Below are 21,710 nucleotides of genomic sequence, written 5' to 3' on the forward strand. Positions count from 1 at the left end.
TTAAGGGTTTACGAGTTCAATTGTGGAATTTAACGTGGCGGTCTGCCACTGCGTCGCACATTGTGGAGTGGAAATGAGAACGGTAAAAAGTTATCCCGAAGCCTGGCCGTTGCATACGCCGTTTGTCATTGCCCGTGGAACCCGGACTGAAGTCAAAGTGGTGGTGGTGGAAATTGAGGAAGACGGAGTAAAAGGCGTTGGCGAAGCGACGCCTTATGCGCGCTATGGTGAAAGCGAGGCCTCGGTGCTGGCGCAAATCGCCGCGCTGCTGCCCGCGCTGCAACAGGGCATGACGCGCGAGGCGTTACAACAGGCGCTGCCCGCCGGGGCTGCGCGCAACGCCATTGACAGCGCACTGTGGGATCTCGCCGCACACCAGCAGCAGAGCAGCCTCTGGCAGCTTAGCCGCGTCACTGTACCTGAGGATGTGGTGACCGCGCAGACCGTCAGCATTGATACCCCCGAGGCGATGGCCAGCAGTGCGCTGGCGCTGTGGCAGCATGGTGCAACCCTGTTGAAGATTAAGCTGGATGATAATTTCATTACCGAACGGCTGATGGCGATTCGCGCCGCCGTGCCGGACGCGACCCTGATTGTGGATGCCAATGAATCCTGGCACGCCGAAGGTCTGGCGGCGCGCTGTCAGCTGCTGGCGGACATCAATGTGGCGATGCTGGAACAGCCTCTGCCAGCGGGTGAGGATGCGGCGCTGGAGAACTTTATCCATCCATTACCGATCTGCGCCGATGAGAGCTGTCACACCCGCGAAAGTCTGGCGGCACTACGAGGTCGTTATGAGATGGTCAACATCAAGCTGGATAAAGCGGGCGGGCTGACCGAGGCGCTGGCGCTGGCCGATGCGGCTCAGCAGCAGGGTTTTGCGGTAATGCTCGGCTGCATGCTCTGCACCTCGCGGGCGATACGCGCCGCACTGCCACTGGTGCCGCAGACCCGCTTTGCCGATCTCGACGGGCCGACCTGGCTGGCGGTAGATGCAGAACCGGCGATTAAAGTGCGAAACGGTCAGCTGATCATTGCTGCCAGCGCAGCAGATTAACCATCATCTCCAGGTAGGTTTCAGTGGCTTCATCCACTGAAATCACCGGCATTTCAGCAGTCACGCAGGGCAGACTGAGATCTTTACACCAGCTGCCGAATGAGCCTGGCGTGTCATAACCAACGCTGCTGACCCGCGGAAGGCCGGTGTGGCTGGCCAGCCAGCCCCCAATCTCTGCCTGATGCGGGTCGTCAATACAGCCCAGCGGTTCATGCCATGAGACGATCCAGCGTGGTTTCAGCTGATGAATCAGCGCACAGAGCGCCTGGGTTTCCGGTTCAGAAGCCGGATGAGTGCCGGTCGAGAGCGCCACATCACGATCATCGGCAGCGCTGTTCCAGCGATATACCGTCTCGCCTGACTGCCAGTTCGCCGCCGGAAAGTTGCGGTTGAGATCGACGCCGTTAGCGTTCGCGCGCAGTCCGAGCTGACAGCCATCAGGATTGACCGCTAACACCACGTGGTGCCGCCGCATTCCATCAGGCAGCGTCCGTAATGCGGCGGAGAGGGTGGCGATGGCCGCATTCTCATCACCGTGGGTACCCGCCAGAATCAACCCGCTCTCGGGATCGCCCAGCGGCGCCGGAAACCAGAGCAGAGGCGCACCCAGCACTGAGCGGCCATACTGCTGATAGGGGACGTCCAGTTTGCCGCGCAGGGGACGTGGATGGAGTGGCGACATAGTTATTTCCTCAAAGGGTTTTACTAAAAGTAGCGGAAAAGCCGTGTGCGGAAAATAGCTATTTATCTGTCAGCCATTTGCGCTAAAGTGCCCTGCACAAGTTGCATCGGCAACAGACTGATGCAGCGCTTCTTTGGGGTAAAGGAGTGATAATGGTCAAGACCTTTCGCATGACGCTGGCAGCAATCAGCCTGAGCAGCAGCATCACACCCGCCATCGCGGCGAATCCACCCGCTGGCGCACAGCTGGCTGAACAGCAGCAGATCGTTCGCCATATTAAAGATGAACCCGCTTCGCTCGATCCGCTTAAAGCGGTAGGACTGCCTGAAATTCAGGTGATACGCGATCTGTTTGAAGGGCTGACCAATCAGGATGCACAGGGCAAAATCGTGCCGGGCGTGGCGCAGAGCTGGAGCAGCAGCGATAACAAAACCTGGGTCTTTACGCTGCGTAATAACGCGCGCTGGTCGAACGGTGATCCGGTCACGGCTCAGGATTTTGTCTACAGCTGGCAGCGGCTGGTCGATCCGAAAAACAGTTCAGCCTTTGCCTGGTTCGCGGGCTTAAGCGGTATTCAAAATGCGGCAGCGATTACCAAAGGCGAAATGACGCCCGACAAGCTGGGTGTGGTCGCACAGAGTAAAAACCAGCTTAAGGTGACGCTGGATCGTCCGGTGCCGTGGTTCCCGGCGCTGGTGGCTAACGTGGCGCTTTTTCCGGTGCCGCAGAAAATTATTGCGCAACAGGGTGACAGCTGGACGTCACCCGGCAAACTGGTGGGCAACGGGGCTTATCAGCTCAGCGAACGCGTAGTAAACGAAAAAATCGTACTGACACGTAATCCTCACTACTGGGATGATGCGCATTCGGTGCTGACGAAAGTGACTTTCGTGCCGATTAATGAAGAGTCGAGCGCCACTAAACGTTATCGATCCAACGATATTGATATCACCGAATCCTTCCCTAAAAACATGTATGCGCTACTGAAGAAAACCCTGCCCGGAGAGGTCTACACACCTGACCAGTTAGGCACCTACTACTACGCGTTTAACACGCAGAAAGGGCCGACGGCCGATGTGCGGGTTCGCAAAGCGCTCTCCTGGTCTATCGACCGGAAAGTGATTGCTGAAAAAGTGCTGGGCACCGGTGAGAAACCGGCGTGGCACTTTACGCCAGATGTGACAGCAGGCTTTAAGCCATTACCCACATTTATGCAACAGCACGATCAGAACAGCCTGAATGCACAGGCTAAATCGCTGCTCGCTGCTGCCGGTTACGGTCCCGGCAAGCCGCTGAAACTCAAACTGCTCTACAACACCTCTGAGAGCCACCAGAAGATTGCGATTGCTGTGGCCTCGATGTGGAAAAAGAACCTGGGTGTGGATGTCACGCTGGAGAACCAGGAGTGGAAAACTTATATCGACAGCCGTAACAGCGGAAACTTCGATGTGATCCGCGCCTCGTGGGTCGGTGACTACAATGAACCCTCCACCTTCCTGAATCTGCTGACGTCGGGCAACAGCAGCAACATCGCGCGCTTTAACAACGCGGATTATGATGCGGTTATCGCTAAAGCCAGCCGGGAGACCAGCGATCAGGTACGTAACAGCGATTACAACCGTGCCGAGCAGATCCTGGCTGAGCAGGCTCCGATCGCCCCCATCTATCAGTATACCAATGGCCGCCTGATTAAGCCCTGGGTTAAAGGCTATCCCATTACTAACCCTGAAGATGTCGCCTACAGTCGTGAACTGTGGATTGAAAAGCACTGAGTGCAGGTGGCCGGTCAACCGGCCACCCTCTGACATCTTTCTACACAGCCCGGAGATTGCAACTCAACACCGTCACGCTAGACTGTATCGTATTGATTTTAGTAGTGAGGCGATGGTGTGGACGTAATTGAAGGAAAAGCGTTACAGGTTTCAGATGCCATAATTTCCTGCCAGCTGGATGGCAAGGGCGGGATGATCCCGATTGCTGAAGATGAAGTCATCCAGTGTGAGCAGCCCTGCTGGCTCCATCTGAACTATACCCACCGTAAGAGCGCGGAATGGCTGCAGTCGACGCCACAAATCCCTGATGCCGTGCGAGACGCCTTAGCAGGCGACAGTATGCGTCCACGCGTCAGCCGGCTGGGCGACGGCTTTATGATCGTGCTGCGCAGCGTCAACCACAACAGCGATGCGCGTCGCGACCAGCTGGTGGTGATGCGGGTGTTTATCAACGATAAGCTCATCGTCTCGACCCGGCGGCGTAAAGTTTCTGCCGTCGATGAAGTCCTTACGGATTTGCAGAATGGTAATGGCCCGATTGACTGCGGCAGCTGGCTGGTCGATGTCTGTGATGCCCTGACCGATCACACCAGCGAATTTATCGAAGATTTACATGACAAAATCATTGAGCTGGAAGATGCGCTTCTTGACCAGCGGATGCCAGCACGAGGCGAACTCGGCCTGCTGCGCAAACAGCTGATTGTGATGCGGCGGTATATGGCACCGCAGCGGGATGTCTATGCGCGGCTGGCCAGTGAAAAACTGGCCTGGATGGATGACAGCGAACGGCGCCGGATGCAGGAAATTGCCGATCGGCTGGGACGCGGGCTGGATGATCTGGATGCGGGCGTGGCGCGTACCGCGATTCTGGCTGATGAGGTTGCTTCTGCGATGGCGGAGTCGATGAACCGTCGTACCTATACCATGTCACTGATGGCGATGATTTTTCTGCCAGCCACCTTCCTGACCGGCCTGTTTGGCGTCAACCTGGGCGGTATTCCGGGCGGCGAATGGCGATACGGTTTCTCTATCTTCTGTCTGCTGCTGGTGGCACTGGCCGTCGGGGTAGCGGGGTACCTGCGCAAACGGCGCTGGCTCTGACGGTATGCGTAGCGTATCGGTTATCTGCGCTGAAAATCCCGTAAAGGACGCAAAAGCTGATCGACATCAAGAACCCATTGTCGCTGCTGACGCAAACTCTCTCCCGCAGGTGAATGCAACGTCAAGCGATGGGCGTTGCGCTCCATATTGTCTTACTTCCTAATTTAGAATTAATGCATAGCACATTTAATTCGAAACATGCCGGCCCGTGTGCCGGCTTTTTTTTGCCCGCCTGGCTGTAATGCCGTTCCTTACCTAAGCTTAAAATCCATTCGCAACAAAAGGAGTACGGCATGAGCGCGATTTTTAACAGCGAGCCTATCCCCACGGATCCGACCCCGATTCCTGAGCCTATTCCTCAGCCACAACCCCAGCCTGATCCGCCGACAGATCCGGAGTTTCCACCGATAATGGATCCACCACCGCACCGCAACATATAAAAAAAGGGCGTGCTGCCAGCAGCACGCCCTTAATCTGTCCAGCACTTATTTAATCTGAATCACATCCAGACGCGCACTGGTATCCGGGGCATCCTCTTCATCAGCCCGCCAGCCAACAGGCTGTAGCGGCAGGCTTTCCCGGTCAAAGGCGAGGTCTCCGCCATCAACCACCGCATCGCCATGCTTAATGCCTTTAAAATCGAACAGGTTGATATCCGCCATATGTGACGGCACCACATTCTGCATCGCGCTGAACATGGTTTCGATACGGCCAGGATAGCGCTTATCCCAGTCTCGCAGCATATCGGCCACCACCTGACGCTGCAGGTTCGTCTGAGAACCACAGAGGTTACACGGAATAATCGGGAACTGACGCGCTTCTGAGAAGCGGATGATATCTTTCTCACGGCAGTAAGCCAGCGGACGGATCACAATCTGCTTGCCATCGTCACTCATCAGCTTTGGCGGCATGCCTTTCATTTTTCCGCCGTAAAACATGTTCAGGAACAGCGTCTGCAGAATGTCATCGCGATGGTGGCCCAGCGCAATTTTAGTACAGCCCAGCTCAGTCGCGACGCGATAGAGGATGCCACGACGCAGGCGCGAGCAGAGTGAGCAGGTGGTTTTGCCTTCCGGGATCTTATCTTTGACGATGGAGTAGGTATCTTCTTCGATAATCCGATACTCAACGCCCTGCGACTCAAGATATTCCGGCAGGATATGCTCAGGGAAGCCCGGCTGTTTCTGGTCGAGGTTAACGGCAATCAGACTGAAGTTGACCGGCGCGCTTTTTTGCAGACTGCGCAAAATTTCCAGCATGGTGTAGCTGTCTTTGCCGCCCGACAGGCAGACCATGATGCGGTCGCCTTCTTCAATCATATTAAAATCTGCAATGGCTTCGCCGACGTTACGACGCAGACGTTTTTGCAGTTTATTGAGGTTGTACTGTTCTTTCTTGTCAACCGTTTGATTATCTTGCATTTTTACCTATCTCAAAATCCAGAAAGCGTAGCTAAAGGGCAAATTGCCGTGCGCGTTCAGCCAGACACTTCACTGCGGTGTCACGAATATGCAGCGTATGGTACGGATTGTTGCCGCGAATGCCAGTACTGGAGTGAAGTAATCAGCGGATAGCCGCCCGGCGAATCCGGCAGAGGCTGCCCGTTAAGGGAGGCAGCGACGTAAATCGATGCGGCGGTACTCAATGAAGCAAAGAGGGCAGGCCTTACCAGGTCATTACCCAAAAACTGTGGGATGAGACAACACGAACAGAGTTCAACTATGCGATGTCAGCTGGCTGGCACATCTTTCCACTGACAATCGATTTCATCATTGTGCGCAGAACAGGATGGCGGTGATGCCTGGTAAGCATCAGCCCGCGCATTCTCTTTTTTTGCCGCACAACCCGCAGTCATAAAAATGATGGAGATAATTAACAGAGATTTCATCAGAGCGACCAGTTAACAAAAAAAAGAGCATGCACCGCTATTAATCAATCATGCCTAAACGGAGTTCTGTTTATGCTTATCTGATCTGAAAACTCTATTTGAATTGTTGCTATAAATTCGCAGGGAGTTAAATATCATGATGTACTGTTAATTTCATTATCGACTGAATCTGAAAAACCTTGCTGTTGAATGTGCGTTGACACTGCCGGGTTATAATTAAGAACACCTGAATTGCACAAACATCAGGGTTTTTTGTGTCCCGTTAAATCTGAAACGATTTTACTGGCACATATCACCACGTCCAAAACTGTTGCTTTTCAAAGCAGACGGGTGAAATTAAAGCCATTAAAGTGAATGTGAAAGTTAAAAAGGGTGGCTTTAATTTTTACACACATAACTTTTTTCCTGAGAGACCTGCTGTGACTTTATCGTTTCGCACATCATGGCAATGCAGGCAGCGTAACAAATCGTTAAATTGCTGGCTATATATGTGAATAAGGACGGAGGAAAGTTTAAAGGCTATGAGACATCAGGAAAACACGCACGATATAAAAAATCATGGTGTTCGATTTATATTGACGCTGATACTCTTTTTACTCTGCTATGTTGCAGTTATGTATTGCGGCGTTTTGTTACTGGTCAACCGACACGGATTACTGCATTTTCTGCTGCACTGAATTTAGTATTGCTAGCCACAGGCTTTAAAAATCCAGCGATAGGCATGATGTAAAAAGTGTCTGAGCATTTCCAGCAAACTTTCAGCGCCTTCCACCGCCAGACATTGTCCGGTCTCAAGCGCATTATTCACGGAATTACGATGATCCAGGATCATCATGATAGCCACAGCGCCCGCAATTAGCGTAAACATAAACATACTCAATACCGGCCAGCTACTTTTACGTGCAGAAGCGGACAGGGTATCGTCACGATGGTCAGAGTTCTGGCGCATTTTTCCCCGGATAAATGGTTACCTTAATAAACAATCACGGATTATGACATTAATTCCCGGCGGGCTCTATCTCTCAGGTCAGTCTGCATGATTTTCTGATTCTGGTAATAGTTGAATTTAATGGAGAGGGCAGAAGGCAGTGAGTTCGGATGACTCCCTTCTGCAACGTCCTGCCGCTGACCGGCCTGGGTTCAGCAGGAATGACTTTTATGGAGAGGGATTTACATCATCTCCAGCGACTGAACTCCTTTGATCTCCATGATCTTATCGTAGAGGTGAGCATCGTTTGATTTGCGGGACAGCGTCACCTGAACACTGAGCTCACACAGACCACTCTCCTCATCCCGGTTAATCACCGTCACATTGCCGTAGCGAATGCCTTCCCGCTGCATGACCAGCAGCACCAGCGGCACACTTTTGGGCTTAAGGAAAACCAGCAGCGTATGATGTTTACCGATGAGAAAATGGCTCAGGCGGCGGAAGACCTCCAGCACCACCAGCGCCAGAACCGTGCCATAAATGCCTATCTCATACATGCCGCTACCAATCACCAGACCAATCGCCGCAGTCACCCATAATCCCGCCGCCGTGGTTAAGCCTTTCACCACCTGCTTCTGAATCATAATGGTGCCCGCGCCAAGGAAACCCATGCCGCTGACCACCTGTGCCGCAATACGGCTGGGATCCAGTGCTACATGTTCGCTGTTGAGCATATCGGCGAAGCCATATTTCGATACCAGCATAAACATCGCACTACCGATACCGACCAGAATATGGGTACGCAGTCCCGCTTCTTTGGCCCGCATCTGGCGCTCCATGCCGATCAGGCCGCCAAGAATACCGGCCAGCGCTATGCGAATTAACATATCCATTAACATGGCTTTACTCCGAATTAAGAAGGGCTGAAAAAGGGTGACAGTTCAGCGATAACAGGTAAACAAGATAATTCTGCTTGCAAATGACGCCGAAGAATTTTGTAAAAAGCTGTTTCACCTCTCGACCCGTTGTGCTGCCTGACATATGCTGAGCCAGCCTTTTCCCCCACTTCCCGGAGTCCGACTGATGAAAGCAGCCACCTTTTTGCTGGCCGGTGCCGCGTTATTACTCTCTGCCTGCAGCAGCAACAGTGATGATAACGAGCCACCGCAACAAGCCACCGCCGCCCACATCCAGCCACGGGTGGTGATGTCTTCCCTGGCAGAAAGCACCTGTTCAAATGCGGGTGGAACGCTGGCATTTTCGCATCAGCTGGATGGCTCAAGAGTGGGGATGTGTCAGTTAGTGAATGGCCGTCGCTGTGATGAGCAGGCGTTAATTGGCGGGAATTGCGCGCGCTGATGATCAGGCCGGATTGCTCCGGCCCGCACAGTCAGGCAGAAAGTCGGTTCGGGCAGTTTTCACCGCGGTCGAGCTGGCTGAGATTATTCAGTGTCGTTTCAGAAATGGCTGTCAGCGCTTCGGCGGTTAAAAACGCCTGATGGCCGGTGAACAACACGTTATGGCACGCCGACAGACGGCGGAACACATCGTCCTGAATCACATCATTCGACTTATCTTCAAAGAACAGATCACGTTCATTCTCATAAACATCCATGCCGAGCGCGCCGATTTTCTGCTGTTTCAGCGCGTCAATCGCCGCCTGTGAATCAATCAGACCACCACGACTGGTGTTGATAACCATCACCCCATCACGCATCTGTTTAAACGCGTCGGCGTTGAGCAGATGATGATTCTCCGGCGTCAGCGGACAGTGCAGCGTAATGACGTGGGATTCAGCAAACAGCGTCTTCAGATCGACATATTCCGCGCCCAGTTCCAGCGCCTGCTCACTCGGGTAGGGATCATACGCCAGCAGCCGCATACCAAAACCTTTCAGAATCCGCATCGTCGCAATCCCGATTTTACCGGTACCAATAACACCCGCGGTTTTGTTATGCATGTTGAAACCGGTCAGGCCGTCGAGCGAAAAGTTTGCGTCACGGGTACGCTGATAAGCGCGATGAATACGGCGATTCAGGGTCATCATCAGGCCGATAGTATGTTCAGCGACCGCTTCCGGTGAGTAGGCGGGCACGCGCACCACCTCCAGACCCAGCTCTTTTGCAGCAGCCAGATCAACATTATTGAAACCGGCACAGCGCAGCGCGATGTATTTCACACCCAGCCCGGCCAGCTCTTCCAGCACCGGGCGACTGCCGTCATCGTTTACAAAGATACAGACAGCATCGCAACCCACAGCGGTTTTGGCGGTGCTTTCAGAGAGTAAAAAGTCAAAAAACACCAGTTCAAAGCCGAACTGCTGATTGACCTGCTCAAGGTATTTCTGATCGTAATGTTTGGTGCTGTAAACCGCGATTTTCATCGTTGTGCTCCTGCAGAGGTGATAGAGCAAGGATAACGTTTTCTGACAGACTTTGCTGAAACAGCTGACTTGTGTCCGGCGCAGACCTTCACCTCTGGCAGATTACATGCCATCATCGTTGTCAGGATACTGTAAGGAAAAGGATTATGGCTTTTATGCCACGGATGTTCCGGCGACGGCTGGCCGCCATTCTGGCGCTGATTCTGCTGCTGCTCGGCCTGATCTTGACTGTAACGCAATGGCTGCCGCGGCTGGTCGGCATCTGGCTACCTGAAGATACCCGCATTGAGCTGTCGGGCGCACCGCGCTGGCGGGAGGGTGGCCTGTGGTTGCCACAACTTCGTTATCTCGCAGGGGATTGCTCCCTGGCAACGGTAAAGGGGGTGTCGCTGGGCTGGCATCAGTCGCGCTGGAAACTGAATGCGTCAGAGCTGACGCTGGATAGCACCTGCCTGCAAAAATTACCTGCCAGTGATGACAGCACGGCAGCCCCCAAAACGCTGGCCGAATGGCAGGCAATGCTGCCTGGCGCCGACGTTCATCTGAGCAAATTAATCGTTACGCCGTGGCAGACGTATGCGGGCGCGCTGGATCTGACGCTGGAAAAAGATCGCCAGCAACTCAGTTATCAGGGCGATAATCTGCAGCTGGCGGCAACGCTGACCGGTCAGCAGCTCGCTATCAGTCGCCTGACGCTCACCCATCCCGCACTTCCTGAACCTGTCACACTGAGTGGTCATCTGGCGTTACCCACCTTTGCCACTGATCTGCCGGTGAACGGCGAAGTGACCGGACAGCTGGCGCTGAACGCACTGCCGCATCCCCTGCATCTGACGCTTAACTGGCAGCAGCAGCAGGGCGAGCTACGCGTGGCGATGGCCGAAGTGACCAGGCCGCTTCTCAGACTGCCCTGGCAGATCAGCCGCGATCAGATTCGGATTGAAAAGGGCGAATACTTCTGGCCGCTGGAGGCTCAGCCGCTATCAGGGTTTGTTAACCTGACGCTGGATAACTGGCAGTCGGGCCTTGAAAGTAGCCAGATTAGCGGTCGCGTTAACCTGCTGACCCAGGGACGCGGCGGCAAGGGCAACGTGGTGCTTGGCGTCGGTCCCGGCAACCTCAGCCTGACCAACAGCAACCTGCCGTTTCAGCTAACCGGCGAAAGCAAGCTGGCCGATCTTCAACTTTACGGCTCCATTCCGGGCGTGCTCAGCGGCTCGCTGCTCGATCCTCAACTGTTGCTGCAACCTAAATCGCTGCTGCGCCTGCGTGGCCGGTTGCTGTCAACGCTGGAAGTGGACGAAGCGCGCTGGCCTTTGGCGGGCGTACGACTCTCCTCGCAGGGTATTGATGGCCGCCTGCAGGCCATTCTCAATGCGCACGATGCCAGTTTTGGCCGCTTCCGGTTGCATCTCGATGGCCGCGCCACTGATTTCTGGCCCGATAAGGGCGAATGGAACTGGCGCTACTGGGGAGATGGCGAGATGCTGCCGCTGCAGGCGCGCTGGGATGTTAAAGGCACGGGCGGCTGGCACGACACCCTGATCCATCTGGATACCTTGTCCACCGGTTTTAATCAGCTGGCGTATGGCAGTGTCAACGTTGCAAAACCGCGTCTGACACTGACTAAACCAGTAAACTGGCAGCGTGATGCGGCGCATCCGGCGTTCAATGGGCATTTCCGCCTGCAGGCGGGAGAGACCCGCTTCAGCTATGGCGGACATCTGGCAGACTCCACGCTCGACTTTGAGGCGAAAGGTCGTGATCCCGGCTATTTTATCTGGCGAGGCACTTTACAAGCGGGCAAGGTTGGCCCGCTGCGGGTTAATGGCCGCTGGGATGGCGAACGGCTTCGCGGCCAGGCCTGGTGGCCGGCACAGTCGCTGACGGTGTTTCAGCCGTTGCTCAGCCCCGACATGAAAATGCAGATCCAGGGCGGCAGTTTGCAGGCACAGGTCGCTTTTTCCGCCGCAAGTGAGCAGGGTTTCCAGGCGGGAGGCCACTGGACGGTAAAACAGGGCAGCATCTGGACGCCTGACAGCCAGGTTAACGGTATCGATTTCTCGTTGCCGTTCAGATTCCATGAGCAGCAATGGCAGTTTGGTCAGCATGGCCCGGTATCACTGCGCATTGCCGAGGTTAAGAACCAGTTTGCGATGCAGAATATTCGCGCTGACCTGCAGGGTAACTGGCCGTGGTCCGAACAGGCGCCACTGACGTTGCAGGATGTCAGCCTTGATCTGCTGGGCGGACAAATTACGCTGCCCGCTTTGCGCATGCCGCAGCATGATCCAGCCCGGGTGTCACTGCGCAATATCAGCCTCAGCGAGCTGGTGACGGCGCTGAAACCTAAACAGTTTGCCATGTCGGGCAAGGTCAACGGTGAACTGCCGCTGTGGCTCAATAATCCACACTGGCTGGTGGAGAAAGGGTGGATTGCCAACAGCGGTCCGCTGACCTTCCGGCTGGATAAAGATATGGCGGATGCGATTACCCGCAATAACGTGGCGACGGGCGCCGCGCTGGACTGGTTACGTTATATGGAAGTCTCCCGCAGCTGGGCCACGATCAATCTGGATAATCTTGGCGACCTCACCATGGAGGCCCAGGTACAGGGCATCAGCCAGTTCAGTAACCGTCGTCAGACGGTCAATCTCAACTATCATCATCAGGAAAACCTGTTTCAGCTCTGGCGCAGCCTGCGCTTTGGCGATAATTTGCAATCCTGGTTAGAGCAACATGCGAATTTGCCATCCAACAAGGACACTTCACCATGAGCCTGAGGGCACTACTGGTTCTGGCAGCCGGACTGCTGAGCATCGGCTGCGTGCCGCGCATTGAAGTCACGGCACCTAAAGATCCCATCACCATCAACATGAACGTGAAAATCGAACATGAGATCCACATCAAAGTCGATAAAGACGTGGAAGCGCTATTGAAAAACCAGAGCGGTCTGTTCTGAGGAGAGCAACGATGAAACGCATAAGCGCGGTGCTGTTCCTCGCTCTTACGATGGCGCAGCCTGCCTGGGCACTGACGCTGGATCAGGCGCGGCAATCGGGGCGGGCAGGTGAAACGCTCTCCGGCTATCTGGCGGCACGTGCGCAGGATAGTGAAACGCTGGCGCTGGTGCAGCGTATTAATGCCGGACGTCAGCAGGAGTATCAGCGACTGGCAGAACAGAATAATCTCTCCACGGCCGATGTCGCCAGTATTGCCGGACAGAAGCTGGTGAGCCGTGCGGCCGCGGGGGAATATGTGCGCGGCATCAATGGTCAGTGGCTGAGAAAAGCGGCAGAGAGCAGCCAGTAACCGGCGAAAAAAAACGGGCGCATGGCCTGATGCCAGTCAGTTAAGCGACAGGTGATAATGCAGTCTGGCGCCGGGCAGGGGCCTGCTCTGAAACTTCAGCGTGTATTGTTAAAAAGGGCACGAAAGGTGGAGGCCTGAGCGCCTCTGCTGCTGAAAGGGCTATCCGCAGCGCTGAGGCGTGACGGTGGGCCAGAAGTCCACGCCGGGAAGCGTGGAGAGTTCGGGGCCGGCCAGGGAGGGCCGATCCCCGAACGGTTCGTCGGCACGACGTCAAAGCCGAAGGTACCGCGTGAGCGGCGCGAGGACGGCCCGGCAGCTGCAGAGGTGCTCAGGCCCGCACTGCGGCTCCCTCGCCCATAAAAAAAGCTGCCACGTTTAACCGTGACAGCCTTTACAAATCTAATCTTAACTGATCAGCCTCATCCTGAGATGAGTGAGACTTATGCAGTCACGATCTGCTTGATAGCGTCTTTCGCTTCAGCGGTCGCTTTGCTGGCCACTTCCGGACCGTAAGCGATGCCTTCAGCAAACACGAACTCAACGTCAGTGATGCCGATGAAGCCCAGGAACAGCTTGACGTAAGGAGTCAGCAGGTCAGTTGGGGTATCTTTGTGGATGCCACCACGGCTGGAGATAACGACTGCCGTTTTGCCTTTAACCAGACCTTCCGGGCCTGCTTCGGTGTAACGGAACGTCACGCCAGCACGAGCAATCAGGTCGAAATAGTTTTTCAGTTGGGTCGGGATGTTGAAGTTGTACATTGGCGCGGCAATCACCACTTCATCATGAGCCTGAAGTTCTGCAATCAGTTCATCAGACAGGTCCAGAGCCTCCTGCTGACGAGGTGACAGCGGGGTATCAGATGGACGCATTGCACCCACTAACTCGCCATCCAGTACCGGGATCGGGTTAGCCGCCAGGTCACGTACGGTAACCTCTTTACCCTGGGCCTTTGCCTGTTCGATATAGAAGTCAGCGAGCTGGCTTGATTGTGAGTAGCCTGCAAGAATGCTTGATTTCAGAACTAAAACTTTGCTCATGGTGGTTTCCTGTCTGTTACGCGGAAGACTTTCCGCTCAATGGTTTACACTCTACGGTTATCGATGGCGCGGTGAAAGCGCAATATTTCGAGACCCATGTTCGAATTAATTGAATAAGCGTAACCGGGGCCAGCCGCCGGAACAGTTCAGAATGTGCTATGATGCGCGCAATTATTTTTATTGAATCAGCTGGTTATCCCGGCTTGCAGGGCGCTGCTTCGCGCAGCGACACCGTCTGAGTAAGGTACGTCACTATTATGTCATCTCCCGATACTTCCCCACTGGCAGCGCTCTGGTCACGCCTCGACGGCGTAATGCTGCGCGATCGCCAGCGGTTACAGCGCCGTTTACAGGGTGCCAGAAAAGCTAAAAATCCCGAGGCACAGCAGGGCATTGCCAGCGAGCTTGAGCAGGATTTTATCGCTGCCGAGCAGCGCGTGGCCCAGCGCCGTGCGGCCACGCCAGCCATTACCTTCCCGGACAATCTGCCGGTCAGTCAGAAGCAGCAGGATATTGCTGAGGCGATTCGCGATCACCAGGTAGTGATTGTCGCCGGTGAAACCGGCTCGGGCAAAACCACGCAGCTGCCGAAAATCTGTCTGGCGCTGGGACGTGGTGTGACGGGTCTGATTGGTCATACGCAGCCGCGCCGTCTGGCCGCGCGTACCGTGGCGAACCGCATTGCCGATGAGCTCAGCACTTCGCTGGGCGGCTGCGTCGGCTATAAAGTGCGGTTTAACGACCAGGTCAGCGACCTGACGCAGATTAAACTGATGACCGACGGGATTCTGCTGGCAGAGATCCAGCAGGATCGTCTGCTGATGCAATATGACACCATCATTATTGATGAAGCGCACGAACGCAGCCTGAATATCGATTTCCTGCTCGGTTATCTGCGAGAGCTGTTGCCGCGTCGCCCCGATCTGAAAGTGATTATCACTTCCGCCACCATCGATCCACAGCGTTTCTCGCGTCATTTCAATAATGCGCCGGTGATTGAAGTCTCAGGCCGGACCTATCCGGTTGAAGTGCGCTATCGGCCGGTGATCGAAGAGGCGGATGATGGCGATCGTGACCAGCTGCAGGCGATTTTTGATGCCGTAGATGAACTGGGCCGGGAAAGCCGGGGCGATATCCTGATCTTCATGAGTGGTGAGCGTGAAATACGTGATACCGCCGACGCGCTGAACAAACGCGATCTGCCACACACCGAAGTGCTGCCGCTCTATGCACGGCTGTCGAACGCCGAACAGAACCGGGTGTTTCAGTCGCATAGTGGCCGTCGTATCGTGCTGGCGACTAACGTCGCGGAAACCTCACTGACGGTGCCAGGGATTAAATATGTGATCGATCCCGGTACGGCGCGTATCAGTCGTTACAGTTTCCGTACCAAAGTGCAGCGCCTGCCGATTGAACCGATATCACAGGCGTCTGCCAACCAGCGTAAAGGGCGATGCGGCCGCGTTTCAGACGGTATCTGTATCCGTCTCTACGCGGAAGATGACTTCCTGAGTCGTCCGGCCTTTACCGATCCTGAAATCCTGCGCACCAACCTGGCGTCAGTGATCCTGCAGATGACCTCGCTGGGCCTCGGCGATATCGCTGCCTTCCCGTTTGTGGAAGCGCCCGATAAGCGCAATATCCAGGATGGCGTCCGCCTGCTGGAAGAGCTGGGCGCGCTGACCCTGAACGAAGAGACCGGTCACTATAAGCTCACCGGTTCCGGGCGTCAGCTGGCGCAGTTGCCGGTGGATCCCCGCCTGGCGCGGATGGTGCTGGAAGCGCAGAAATTTGGCTGCGTGCGTGAAGTGATGATTATCACCGCAGGCCTGTCGATTCAGGACCCGCGTGAGCGTCCGGCAGATAAAAAACAGGCGTCCGATGAAAAGCACCGGCGCTTTGCCGACAAAGACTCCGACTTCCTCGCCTATGTGAACCTCTGGAACTATCTGGCGGAGCAGCAGAAAGCGCTGTCCGGGAATGTTTTCCGCCGCCAGTGCAAAAGCGATTTCCTTAACTATCTGCGCGTGCGGGAATGGCAGGATATCTACACCCAACTGCGGCAGGTGGTGCGTGAACTCGGCATTCCGGTTAACAGTGAACCGGCTGAGCTGCAGCCCGTCCACTGCGCGCTGTTAAGTGGTCTGCTGTCGCATATCGGGCAGAAAGATACCGATAAGCAGGAGTATACCGGCGCGCGCAATACCCGCTTCGCGATCTTCCCTGGCTCCGGGCTGTTTAAAAAGCCGCCGAAGTGGACCATGGTGGCGGAACTGGTCGAGACCAGCCGCCTGTGGGGCCGCACGGCAGGCCGTATTGAACCGGAGTGGATTGAGCCGCTGGCACAGCATCTGATCAAGCGCAGCTACAGTGAACCGCACTGGGAGAAATCGCAGGGCGCGGTGATGGCCAGCGAAAAAGTCACGCTCTATGGCCTGCCGATTGTCGCCGCCCGTAAAGTTAACTATGGCAGCATCGATCCCACCCTGAGCCGTGAACTGTTTATTCGTCACGCGCTGGTGGAGGGCGACTGGCAGACCCGACACGCCTTCTTCCGTGCAAACCAGAAGCTGCGCAGCGAAGTGGAAGACCTGGAACACAAATCCCGTCGTCGCGACATTCTGGTCGATGACGAAACGCTGTTTGCTTTTTATGACCAGCGCATTGGCAAAGAGGTGGTCTCGGCGAAGCATTTCGACAGCTGGTGGAAACTGGCCAGTCGCGAAAACGCAGAACTGCTGAATTTCGACAAGCAGATGCTGATCAAAGAGGGTGCGGATAAAGTCAGTCAGCTCGACTACCCCAACTTCTGGCATCAGGGCAACCTCAAACTGAAGCTGAGTTATCAGTTTGAGCCGGGCGCAGATGCGGATGGCGTGACGGTACATATTCCGCTGCCGCTGCTGAACCAGGTAGAGGATAGCGGTTTTGAGTGGCAGATCCCCGGTGTACGCCGTGAACTAATCATCGCACTGATTAAGTCGCTGCCAAAGCCGCTGCGACGCAACCTGGTGCCTGCGCCCAACTACGCCGAGGCGTTCTTAGGAAGAGTGAAAGCGATGGAGATGCCGCTGCCTGATGCGCTGGCGCGGGAATTTCGCCGCATGACCGGCGTCACGCTGGAGCGGGAAAACTGGCAGTGGGAACAGGTGCCCGATCATCTGAAAATGACGTTCCGGGTAGTCGACGAGCACAACCGTAAACTGCTGGAAGGTAAAGATCTCACTGCGCTTAAGGCACAGCTGAAAGACAAAGTGCAGGAAACGCTGTCGAAAGTGGCGGATGACGGGCTGGAGCAGAGCGGGCTGCATATCTGGAGTTTTGGCGATCTGCCACGCAGTTATGAACAGAAGCGCGGCAGCTACCAGGTTAAAGCCTGGCCTGCGCTGGTCGACGAGAAAGAGAGCGTCGCCATTCGTCTGTTTGACAGCGAGCAGGAGCAGCAAAAAATGATGTGGCGCGGTCAGCGTCGCCTGCTGCTGCTGAATGTGCCGTCACCGGTTAAATATCTGCACGAGAAGCTGCCGAACAAAGCCAAGCTCGGACTCTACTTTAACCCTTATGGCAAAGTGCTGGAGCTGATTGACGACTGCATCGCCTGTGGCATCGACAAGCTGATGGGGGAAGCGGGCGGACCGGCCTGGGATCAAACCTCTTTTGAGCAGTTGCGTGACAAAGTGCGCGGCGAACTCAATGAAACCGTGGTGACCATCGCGAAGCAGGTCGAGCAGATCCTGACGGCAGTCTTCAACATTAATAAGCGTCTGAAGGGCCGGGTCGATATGACCATGGCGCTGGCGTTATCTGACATCAAAGCGCAGTTAAGTGGTCTGGTTTATCGCGGCTTTGTCACCGGCAACGGCTGGCAGCGACTGGCCGATACCCTGCGTTATCTGCATGGGATTGAGCGCCGACTGGAAAAACTGCCTGCCGATCCGCACAGCGATCGTGCGCGGATGTTAAAAGTGCAGGCAGTGGAGCAGGCTTATCAGGCGTGGCGCAACAAGTTGCCGCCGCAGCGTCAGGATGATGAAGAGGTGCAGAGCATCCGCTGGATGATCGAAGAGCTGCGTATCAGTTATTTTGCTCAGCAGCTGGGTACGCCTTATCCCATCTCAGATAAGCGTATTCTGCAGATGATGGAGCAGATAGCGGGTTAAACGCCGGGATGCGCGCCGTAACCGGCGCGCATCCGATAATGAGGGTAAGAGTGCGGGCTACTGCGCCAGGGATTCCAGCTTATCTTTAAACGAGGTGACCGAAATCGCGCGGTTATCAGCCAGGTAGCGATCTTTCGCTGCCGGTGCTGAGCTTTGTACCGCGATTAACTGCCAGCCTTTATCGCTGTTGAGCAGCAGTGGCGAACCACTGTCACCTGGCAGGGTGTCACACTGATGCGACAACACGGCGCGCTGCGCCCAGCCGGTGATCAGGCAATCGCTGTGGGAGTAAAGCGTGTCCAGATGATCAGCCGGATAGCCTGCCTGCGTCACTTTGCGTCCGGTCAGCTTCAGCGCCGCAGTGAGATCGCTGCGTGAGCCATCGAACAGCGGAATAGGCGTAATCGCTGAGGGCGGGTTGCGTAAAATCACGATGCCGTAATCATAGGGTGCTGCACTGCTCGGCACGATCCAGCCTTCACCGTCCGCTTTTAACTTTGATGCCAGCGAGGGTTCAACTCGCGCATCAATATCATGAAGCTCGTAGCGCCAGCCTTTATCGCTGGCCATAAATCGCAGCGCAACCGGCTTATCGAAATTACCCGGCGGAGCAAGCAGACAGTGTCCGGCGGTCAGCGCCAGATGCGGAGAGATGAGTGTGGCAGTACAGAGGTTGCCGCTTTCGGTTTCCAGCTGACCAATGGCATCCCAGGGGGCAGCGGTAATATCGGTGATTGCCTGGCGATGATCCTTACCGAAAAACAGCATCTTTATTTCAGCAGGAGTAGGCGAGTCATCGTCATCATCGGCATGAACCGTGGTGGCAAAGCTGAAGAGTCCAACCATTAACAGGGTAGCCAGGCGCATAGAAATCTCAATGGCGAGAAAAAATTAACGTTATTGTTATTACGTAAGTACGGTAACTATAGTCGGTGAGCGTTGAAAAAGGGAGTTTTATTGGTTAATCAGTACGCTACAGCGGTTAAACAAAAAAGCTTGCTGCAACAATGCCACACAGGATCATCACCAGCAGAATAATTTCGAAGCGATAGCGACGCACCATATCATCGACTCCAGTAAAGAAACACCCGGCAGAACCGGGTGTTTTTAATCATCATCTCGTGGCCGTGCGCTGAAGGCGACCTTAGTTTTTAGCTGCTGGTTTCACAACTTTTTTGTGGTGAACTTTTTTAGCAGCCTGAGCTTTCTGTGCAGCTGGTTTAGCTACTTTTTTGTGGTGAACTTTTTTAGCAGCCTGGGCTTTCTGAGCGGCTGGCTGAGTGGCTTTTTTGTGGTGAACTTTTTTAGCGGCCTGGGCTTTCTGAGCAGCTGGTTTAGTGGCTTTTTTGTGGTGAACTTTTTTAGCGGCCTGGGCTTTCTGAGCAGCTGGTTTAGTGGCTTTTTTGTGGTGAACTTTTTTAGCGGCCTGGGCTTTCTGTGCAGCAGGTTTAGCTACTTTTTTGTGGTGAACTTTTTTAGCAGCCTGCGCTTTCTGCGCGGCATCTTTTTTCACAGCTTTTTTGTGGTGTTTCTTAGCAGCCTGCGCTTTCTGAGCCGCTTTATGGTGTTTCTTGTGCGCAGTTTTGTGAACGGTTTTAGCCGGTGCTGCAGCGGTAGTAGTGGTTGTTGCGGCTGGCGCAGCAGCTGGAGCAGCTGTGGTGTCAGCAGCGAAAGCAACAGAAGACATACCCATAGCAGCGGCGACAACCAGTGCAAATAATTTTTTCATTGCAAATCCCTCGAAGACTATTTTTTCATGTGTAGCCCACTGCGGGGCCGGTGAAGAGACTATAGGGATATCAATGAACGGTGTCCGTGGGTGTTTGGTATCGGCGTGTAACCGATTGTACAAAGGCGGGAAAGGGCGGTCAGCAGACCGCCCGAGAGCTTAGCTATTCAGGTAACGTTGTTCAAGGTGCTGGCGGAAGAAAGCCGGATTCAGCGCTTCGCCGGTGGCGTTGATCAGCAGCTGATCGGTGGAGAAACGGCTGCCGTGCTGCCAGATGTTCTGTTGCAGCCAGTCGAATACCGGCTGCAGCTCACCGTGCTGAATCAGCTCGCTGAGCTGAGGAATCGCAAGATGTACCGAGCGGAACAGCTGTGCCGCGTACATCGCGCCCAGCGTATAGGTCGGGAAGTAGCCAAAGGCGCCGTCGGTCCAGTGGATATCCTGCATACAGCCATCACGGTAGTTACCCCGGGTATCCAGACCCAGCGACTGCATCATTTTCTCATCCCACAGCGCCGGAATATCCTCAACCTCAATCTCGCCTTCAATCAGCGCCTGCTCGATTTCATAACGCAGAATGACATGCGCCGGATAGCTGAGCTCATCGGCGTCAACCCGGATCAGGCCAGGCTTAACCTGCTGGGTCAGACGCACAAAATTATCCGCCTGCAGGGCAGGCTGGTCGCCAAAGGTGGCGATGATCTGCGGCAAAATGCGCTGCAGGAATTCGCGGCTGCGACCAAGCTGCATCTCCATAAACAGGCTTTGTGATTCGTGGATAGCGGTGGAGCGCGCCAGCGCCACCGGCTGCCCGCGCCACTGCTGCGGCAGATTTTGCTCATAGCGAGCGTGGCCGGTTTCGTGGATCACGCCCATCAGCGCGCTGAGAAACTCATTCTCGTTGTAACGGGTGGTAATGCGCACATCTTCCGGCACGCCACCGCAGAAGGGATGCGCACTGATATCCAGCCTGCCATGGTTAAAGTCGAAACCCAGCGTTTCCATGATGCTCAGGCCGAGCTGACGCTGAGCAGGCAGGGCGAACGGTCCCTGCGGCGTGACAACAGTCTGTTTCGCCTGTTTTTCCACGACCTGCTGTAACAGATCGGGCAGCCAGGTTTTCAGTTCGCCAAAAGTTTCATCCAGCCGGGCGCGGGTCATCCCCGGTTCATAAAGATCCAGCAGCGCATCGTAACGCGAGCAGCCAGTGGCGTCGGCGCGGCGCTGGGCCTCTTCGCGGCTCAGACGCACCACCTCTTTGAGATTGGCGGCGAAGCCCTGCCAGTCGTTGGCCGGACGCTGAGTGCGCCATGCATGTTCACATACCGAACCGGCAATTGATTTGGCTTCAACAAAATCATCAGGCAGCAGAGTGGCCTGCTGGTAAGCGCGCTGCATCTCGTTGAGATTGGCCCGCTCAACATCGTTCAGTGACTGCTGCTCCGCGGCCCTGAGCCACTCACCAACCTGAGGGGCAGTGAGGATCTGGTGCTGCAACACGCTCATTTCGGCCAGCGCTTCACCACGCGCCTGACTGCCGCCTGGCGGCATGGTGGTTTGCATGTCACATCCGGCGATGGCCGTGACGTGGCTGAAACGGGAAAGACGCTGGAACGTCTTGGTAAGTTGTTGATACGCTGAGGTCACGTAAGACTCCT

Annotated in this window: 18 protein-coding genes; 8 read left to right on the forward strand and 10 right to left on the reverse strand. The window is 55.2% G+C overall.

Translation table 11 applies throughout. The features are described 5' to 3' along the window. Positions 1 to 73 precede the first annotated feature (73 nt). Positions 74 to 1,057 carry an L-Ala-D/L-Glu epimerase gene (gene ycjG / locus ACR8BN_RS09255; protein ID WP_424996410.1) on the forward strand — a complete coding sequence of 328 codons (984 nt, stop codon included), beginning with the start codon at positions 74 to 76 and terminating at the stop codon, positions 1,055 to 1,057. On the opposite strand, the gene mpaA is transcribed toward ycjG, so the two are convergent. After that, positions 1,032 to 1,739 carry a murein tripeptide amidase MpaA gene (mpaA, locus tag ACR8BN_RS09260; protein ID WP_033757784.1) on the reverse strand — a complete coding sequence of 236 codons (708 nt, stop codon included), beginning with the start codon at positions 1,737 to 1,739 and terminating at the stop codon, positions 1,032 to 1,034. The genes ycjG and mpaA overlap by 26 nt on opposite strands. A gap of 152 nt (positions 1,740 to 1,891) precedes the next feature. Between mpaA and ACR8BN_RS09265 the strand changes: the two genes are divergently transcribed. Both ACR8BN_RS09265 and zntB read left to right on the forward strand, forming a co-directional pair. After that, entirely contained in the window at positions 1,892 to 3,511 is a 1,620-nt protein-coding gene (locus ACR8BN_RS09265) for a peptide ABC transporter substrate-binding protein (protein WP_115758483.1), read from the forward strand. Positions 3,512 to 3,628: 117 nt separating this feature from the next. Further along, complete coding sequence (gene zntB / locus ACR8BN_RS09270; RefSeq protein WP_064704283.1) at positions 3,629 to 4,612, forward strand: zinc transporter ZntB; 984 nt, start codon at positions 3,629 to 3,631, stop codon at positions 4,610 to 4,612. A gap of 485 nt (positions 4,613 to 5,097) precedes the next feature. Here zntB and ttcA read toward each other — a convergent pair whose 3' ends face one another. The 4 genes from ttcA to ACR8BN_RS09290 form a co-directional block, all read right to left on the reverse strand. Next, positions 5,098 to 6,033: a tRNA 2-thiocytidine(32) synthetase TtcA gene (ttcA, locus tag ACR8BN_RS09275; RefSeq protein ID WP_434747557.1), complete on the reverse strand. Its 936-nt coding sequence runs from the start codon at positions 6,031 to 6,033 to the stop codon at positions 5,098 to 5,100. Positions 6,034 to 6,341: 308 nt separating this feature from the next. Next, on the reverse strand, positions 6,342 to 6,500 hold the full coding sequence (locus ACR8BN_RS09280; RefSeq protein WP_167620266.1) for a hypothetical protein: 159 nt from the start codon (positions 6,498 to 6,500) through the stop codon (positions 6,342 to 6,344). A 688-nt stretch (positions 6,501 to 7,188) separates the two neighbouring features. Next, on the reverse strand, positions 7,189 to 7,449 hold the full coding sequence (locus ACR8BN_RS09285) for a hypothetical protein (RefSeq protein ID WP_109650449.1): 261 nt from the start codon (positions 7,447 to 7,449) through the stop codon (positions 7,189 to 7,191). Between the two features lie 221 nt (positions 7,450 to 7,670). Beyond that, positions 7,671 to 8,327 carry an MgtC/SapB family protein gene (locus ACR8BN_RS09290; protein WP_434747558.1) on the reverse strand — a complete coding sequence of 219 codons (657 nt, stop codon included), beginning with the start codon at positions 8,325 to 8,327 and terminating at the stop codon, positions 7,671 to 7,673. 184 nt (positions 8,328 to 8,511) lie between these two features. Here ACR8BN_RS09290 and ACR8BN_RS09295 point away from each other — a divergent pair, with 184 nt between their 5' ends. Continuing rightward, positions 8,512 to 8,787 carry a putative hemolysin gene (locus ACR8BN_RS09295; RefSeq protein ID WP_003853763.1) on the forward strand — a complete coding sequence of 92 codons (276 nt, stop codon included), beginning with the start codon at positions 8,512 to 8,514 and terminating at the stop codon, positions 8,785 to 8,787. A 31-nt stretch (positions 8,788 to 8,818) separates the two neighbouring features. Here ACR8BN_RS09295 and ACR8BN_RS09300 read toward each other — a convergent pair whose 3' ends face one another. Continuing rightward, complete coding sequence (locus ACR8BN_RS09300) at positions 8,819 to 9,811, reverse strand: 2-hydroxyacid dehydrogenase (RefSeq protein WP_010244644.1); 993 nt, start codon at positions 9,809 to 9,811, stop codon at positions 8,819 to 8,821. A 146-nt stretch (positions 9,812 to 9,957) separates the two neighbouring features. Here ACR8BN_RS09300 and ACR8BN_RS09305 point away from each other — a divergent pair, with 146 nt between their 5' ends. The 3 genes from ACR8BN_RS09305 to ACR8BN_RS09315 are packed head-to-tail and all read left to right on the forward strand — an operon-like array spanning position 9,958 to position 13,123. Beyond that, positions 9,958 to 12,588 carry a YdbH family protein gene (locus ACR8BN_RS09305; RefSeq protein ID WP_307746419.1) on the forward strand — a complete coding sequence of 877 codons (2,631 nt, stop codon included), beginning with the start codon at positions 9,958 to 9,960 and terminating at the stop codon, positions 12,586 to 12,588. Continuing rightward, complete coding sequence (locus ACR8BN_RS09310) at positions 12,585 to 12,773, forward strand: YnbE family lipoprotein (protein WP_009090058.1); 189 nt, start codon at positions 12,585 to 12,587, stop codon at positions 12,771 to 12,773. Before ACR8BN_RS09305 ends, ACR8BN_RS09310 begins: the two co-directional genes overlap by 4 nt. Positions 12,774 to 12,784: 11 nt before the next feature. Then, on the forward strand, positions 12,785 to 13,123 hold the full coding sequence (locus ACR8BN_RS09315) for a YdbL family protein (RefSeq protein ID WP_033779117.1): 339 nt from the start codon (positions 12,785 to 12,787) through the stop codon (positions 13,121 to 13,123). A gap of 440 nt (positions 13,124 to 13,563) precedes the next feature. Here the strand turns inward: ACR8BN_RS09315 and azoR are convergent, their stop codons facing one another. Beyond that, positions 13,564 to 14,163: an FMN-dependent NADH-azoreductase gene (azoR, locus tag ACR8BN_RS09320; RefSeq protein ID WP_010244651.1), complete on the reverse strand. Its 600-nt coding sequence runs from the start codon at positions 14,161 to 14,163 to the stop codon at positions 13,564 to 13,566. 257 nt (positions 14,164 to 14,420) lie between these two features. Here azoR and hrpA point away from each other — a divergent pair, with 257 nt between their 5' ends. Beyond that, positions 14,421 to 18,323: an ATP-dependent RNA helicase HrpA gene (hrpA, locus tag ACR8BN_RS09325; RefSeq protein WP_062757709.1), complete on the forward strand. Its 3,903-nt coding sequence runs from the start codon at positions 14,421 to 14,423 to the stop codon at positions 18,321 to 18,323. A gap of 57 nt (positions 18,324 to 18,380) precedes the next feature. On the opposite strand, the gene ACR8BN_RS09330 is transcribed toward hrpA, so the two are convergent. The 3 genes from ACR8BN_RS09330 to ACR8BN_RS09340 form a co-directional block, all read right to left on the reverse strand. After that, positions 18,381 to 19,190: a trypsin-like serine peptidase gene (locus tag ACR8BN_RS09330; RefSeq protein ID WP_010670211.1), complete on the reverse strand. Its 810-nt coding sequence runs from the start codon at positions 19,188 to 19,190 to the stop codon at positions 18,381 to 18,383. Between the two features lie 277 nt (positions 19,191 to 19,467). Then, on the reverse strand, positions 19,468 to 20,052 hold the full coding sequence (gene asr, locus ACR8BN_RS09335) for an acid resistance repetitive basic protein Asr (RefSeq protein WP_434747559.1): 585 nt from the start codon (positions 20,050 to 20,052) through the stop codon (positions 19,468 to 19,470). 159 nt (positions 20,053 to 20,211) lie between these two features. Further along, complete coding sequence (locus tag ACR8BN_RS09340) at positions 20,212 to 21,699, reverse strand: carboxypeptidase M32 (RefSeq protein ID WP_434747560.1); 1,488 nt, start codon at positions 21,697 to 21,699, stop codon at positions 20,212 to 20,214. Between the last annotated feature and the right edge of the window lie 11 nt (positions 21,700 to 21,710).

The sequence above is a fragment of the Pantoea sp. Lu_F5_004 genome, from assembly GCF_051136245.1.
Lineage (GTDB): Bacteria > Pseudomonadota > Gammaproteobacteria > Enterobacterales > Enterobacteriaceae > Pantoea > Pantoea agglomerans.

Bases quoted from the DNA above. Each gene is read 5' to 3' on its own strand.
- ycjG (WP_424996410.1), top strand. From the start codon at position 74: ATGAGAACGGTAAAAAGTTATCCCGAAGCCTGGCCGTTGCATACGCCG.
- mpaA (WP_033757784.1), bottom strand. From the start codon at position 1,739: ATGTCGCCACTCCATCCACGTCCCCTGCGCGGCAAACTGGACGTCCCC.
- ACR8BN_RS09265 (WP_115758483.1), top strand. From the start codon at position 1,892: ATGGTCAAGACCTTTCGCATGACGCTGGCAGCAATCAGCCTGAGCAGC.
- ttcA (WP_434747557.1), bottom strand. From the start codon at position 6,033: ATGCAAGATAATCAAACGGTTGACAAGAAAGAACAGTACAACCTCAAT.
- ACR8BN_RS09280 (WP_167620266.1), bottom strand. From the start codon at position 6,500: ATGAAATCTCTGTTAATTATCTCCATCATTTTTATGACTGCGGGTTGT.
- ACR8BN_RS09285 (WP_109650449.1), bottom strand. From the start codon at position 7,449: ATGCGCCAGAACTCTGACCATCGTGACGATACCCTGTCCGCTTCTGCA.
- ACR8BN_RS09290 (WP_434747558.1), bottom strand. From the start codon at position 8,327: ATGTTAATGGATATGTTAATTCGCATAGCGCTGGCCGGTATTCTTGGC.
- ACR8BN_RS09295 (WP_003853763.1), top strand. From the start codon at position 8,512: ATGAAAGCAGCCACCTTTTTGCTGGCCGGTGCCGCGTTATTACTCTCT.
- ACR8BN_RS09300 (WP_010244644.1), bottom strand. From the start codon at position 9,811: ATGAAAATCGCGGTTTACAGCACCAAACATTACGATCAGAAATACCTT.
- ACR8BN_RS09305 (WP_307746419.1), top strand. From the start codon at position 9,958: ATGGCTTTTATGCCACGGATGTTCCGGCGACGGCTGGCCGCCATTCTG.
- ACR8BN_RS09310 (WP_009090058.1), top strand. From the start codon at position 12,585: ATGAGCCTGAGGGCACTACTGGTTCTGGCAGCCGGACTGCTGAGCATC.
- ACR8BN_RS09315 (WP_033779117.1), top strand. From the start codon at position 12,785: ATGAAACGCATAAGCGCGGTGCTGTTCCTCGCTCTTACGATGGCGCAG.
- azoR (WP_010244651.1), bottom strand. From the start codon at position 14,163: ATGAGCAAAGTTTTAGTTCTGAAATCAAGCATTCTTGCAGGCTACTCA.
- hrpA (WP_062757709.1), top strand. From the start codon at position 14,421: ATGTCATCTCCCGATACTTCCCCACTGGCAGCGCTCTGGTCACGCCTC.
- ACR8BN_RS09330 (WP_010670211.1), bottom strand. From the start codon at position 19,190: ATGCGCCTGGCTACCCTGTTAATGGTTGGACTCTTCAGCTTTGCCACC.
- asr (WP_434747559.1), bottom strand. From the start codon at position 20,052: ATGAAAAAATTATTTGCACTGGTTGTCGCCGCTGCTATGGGTATGTCT.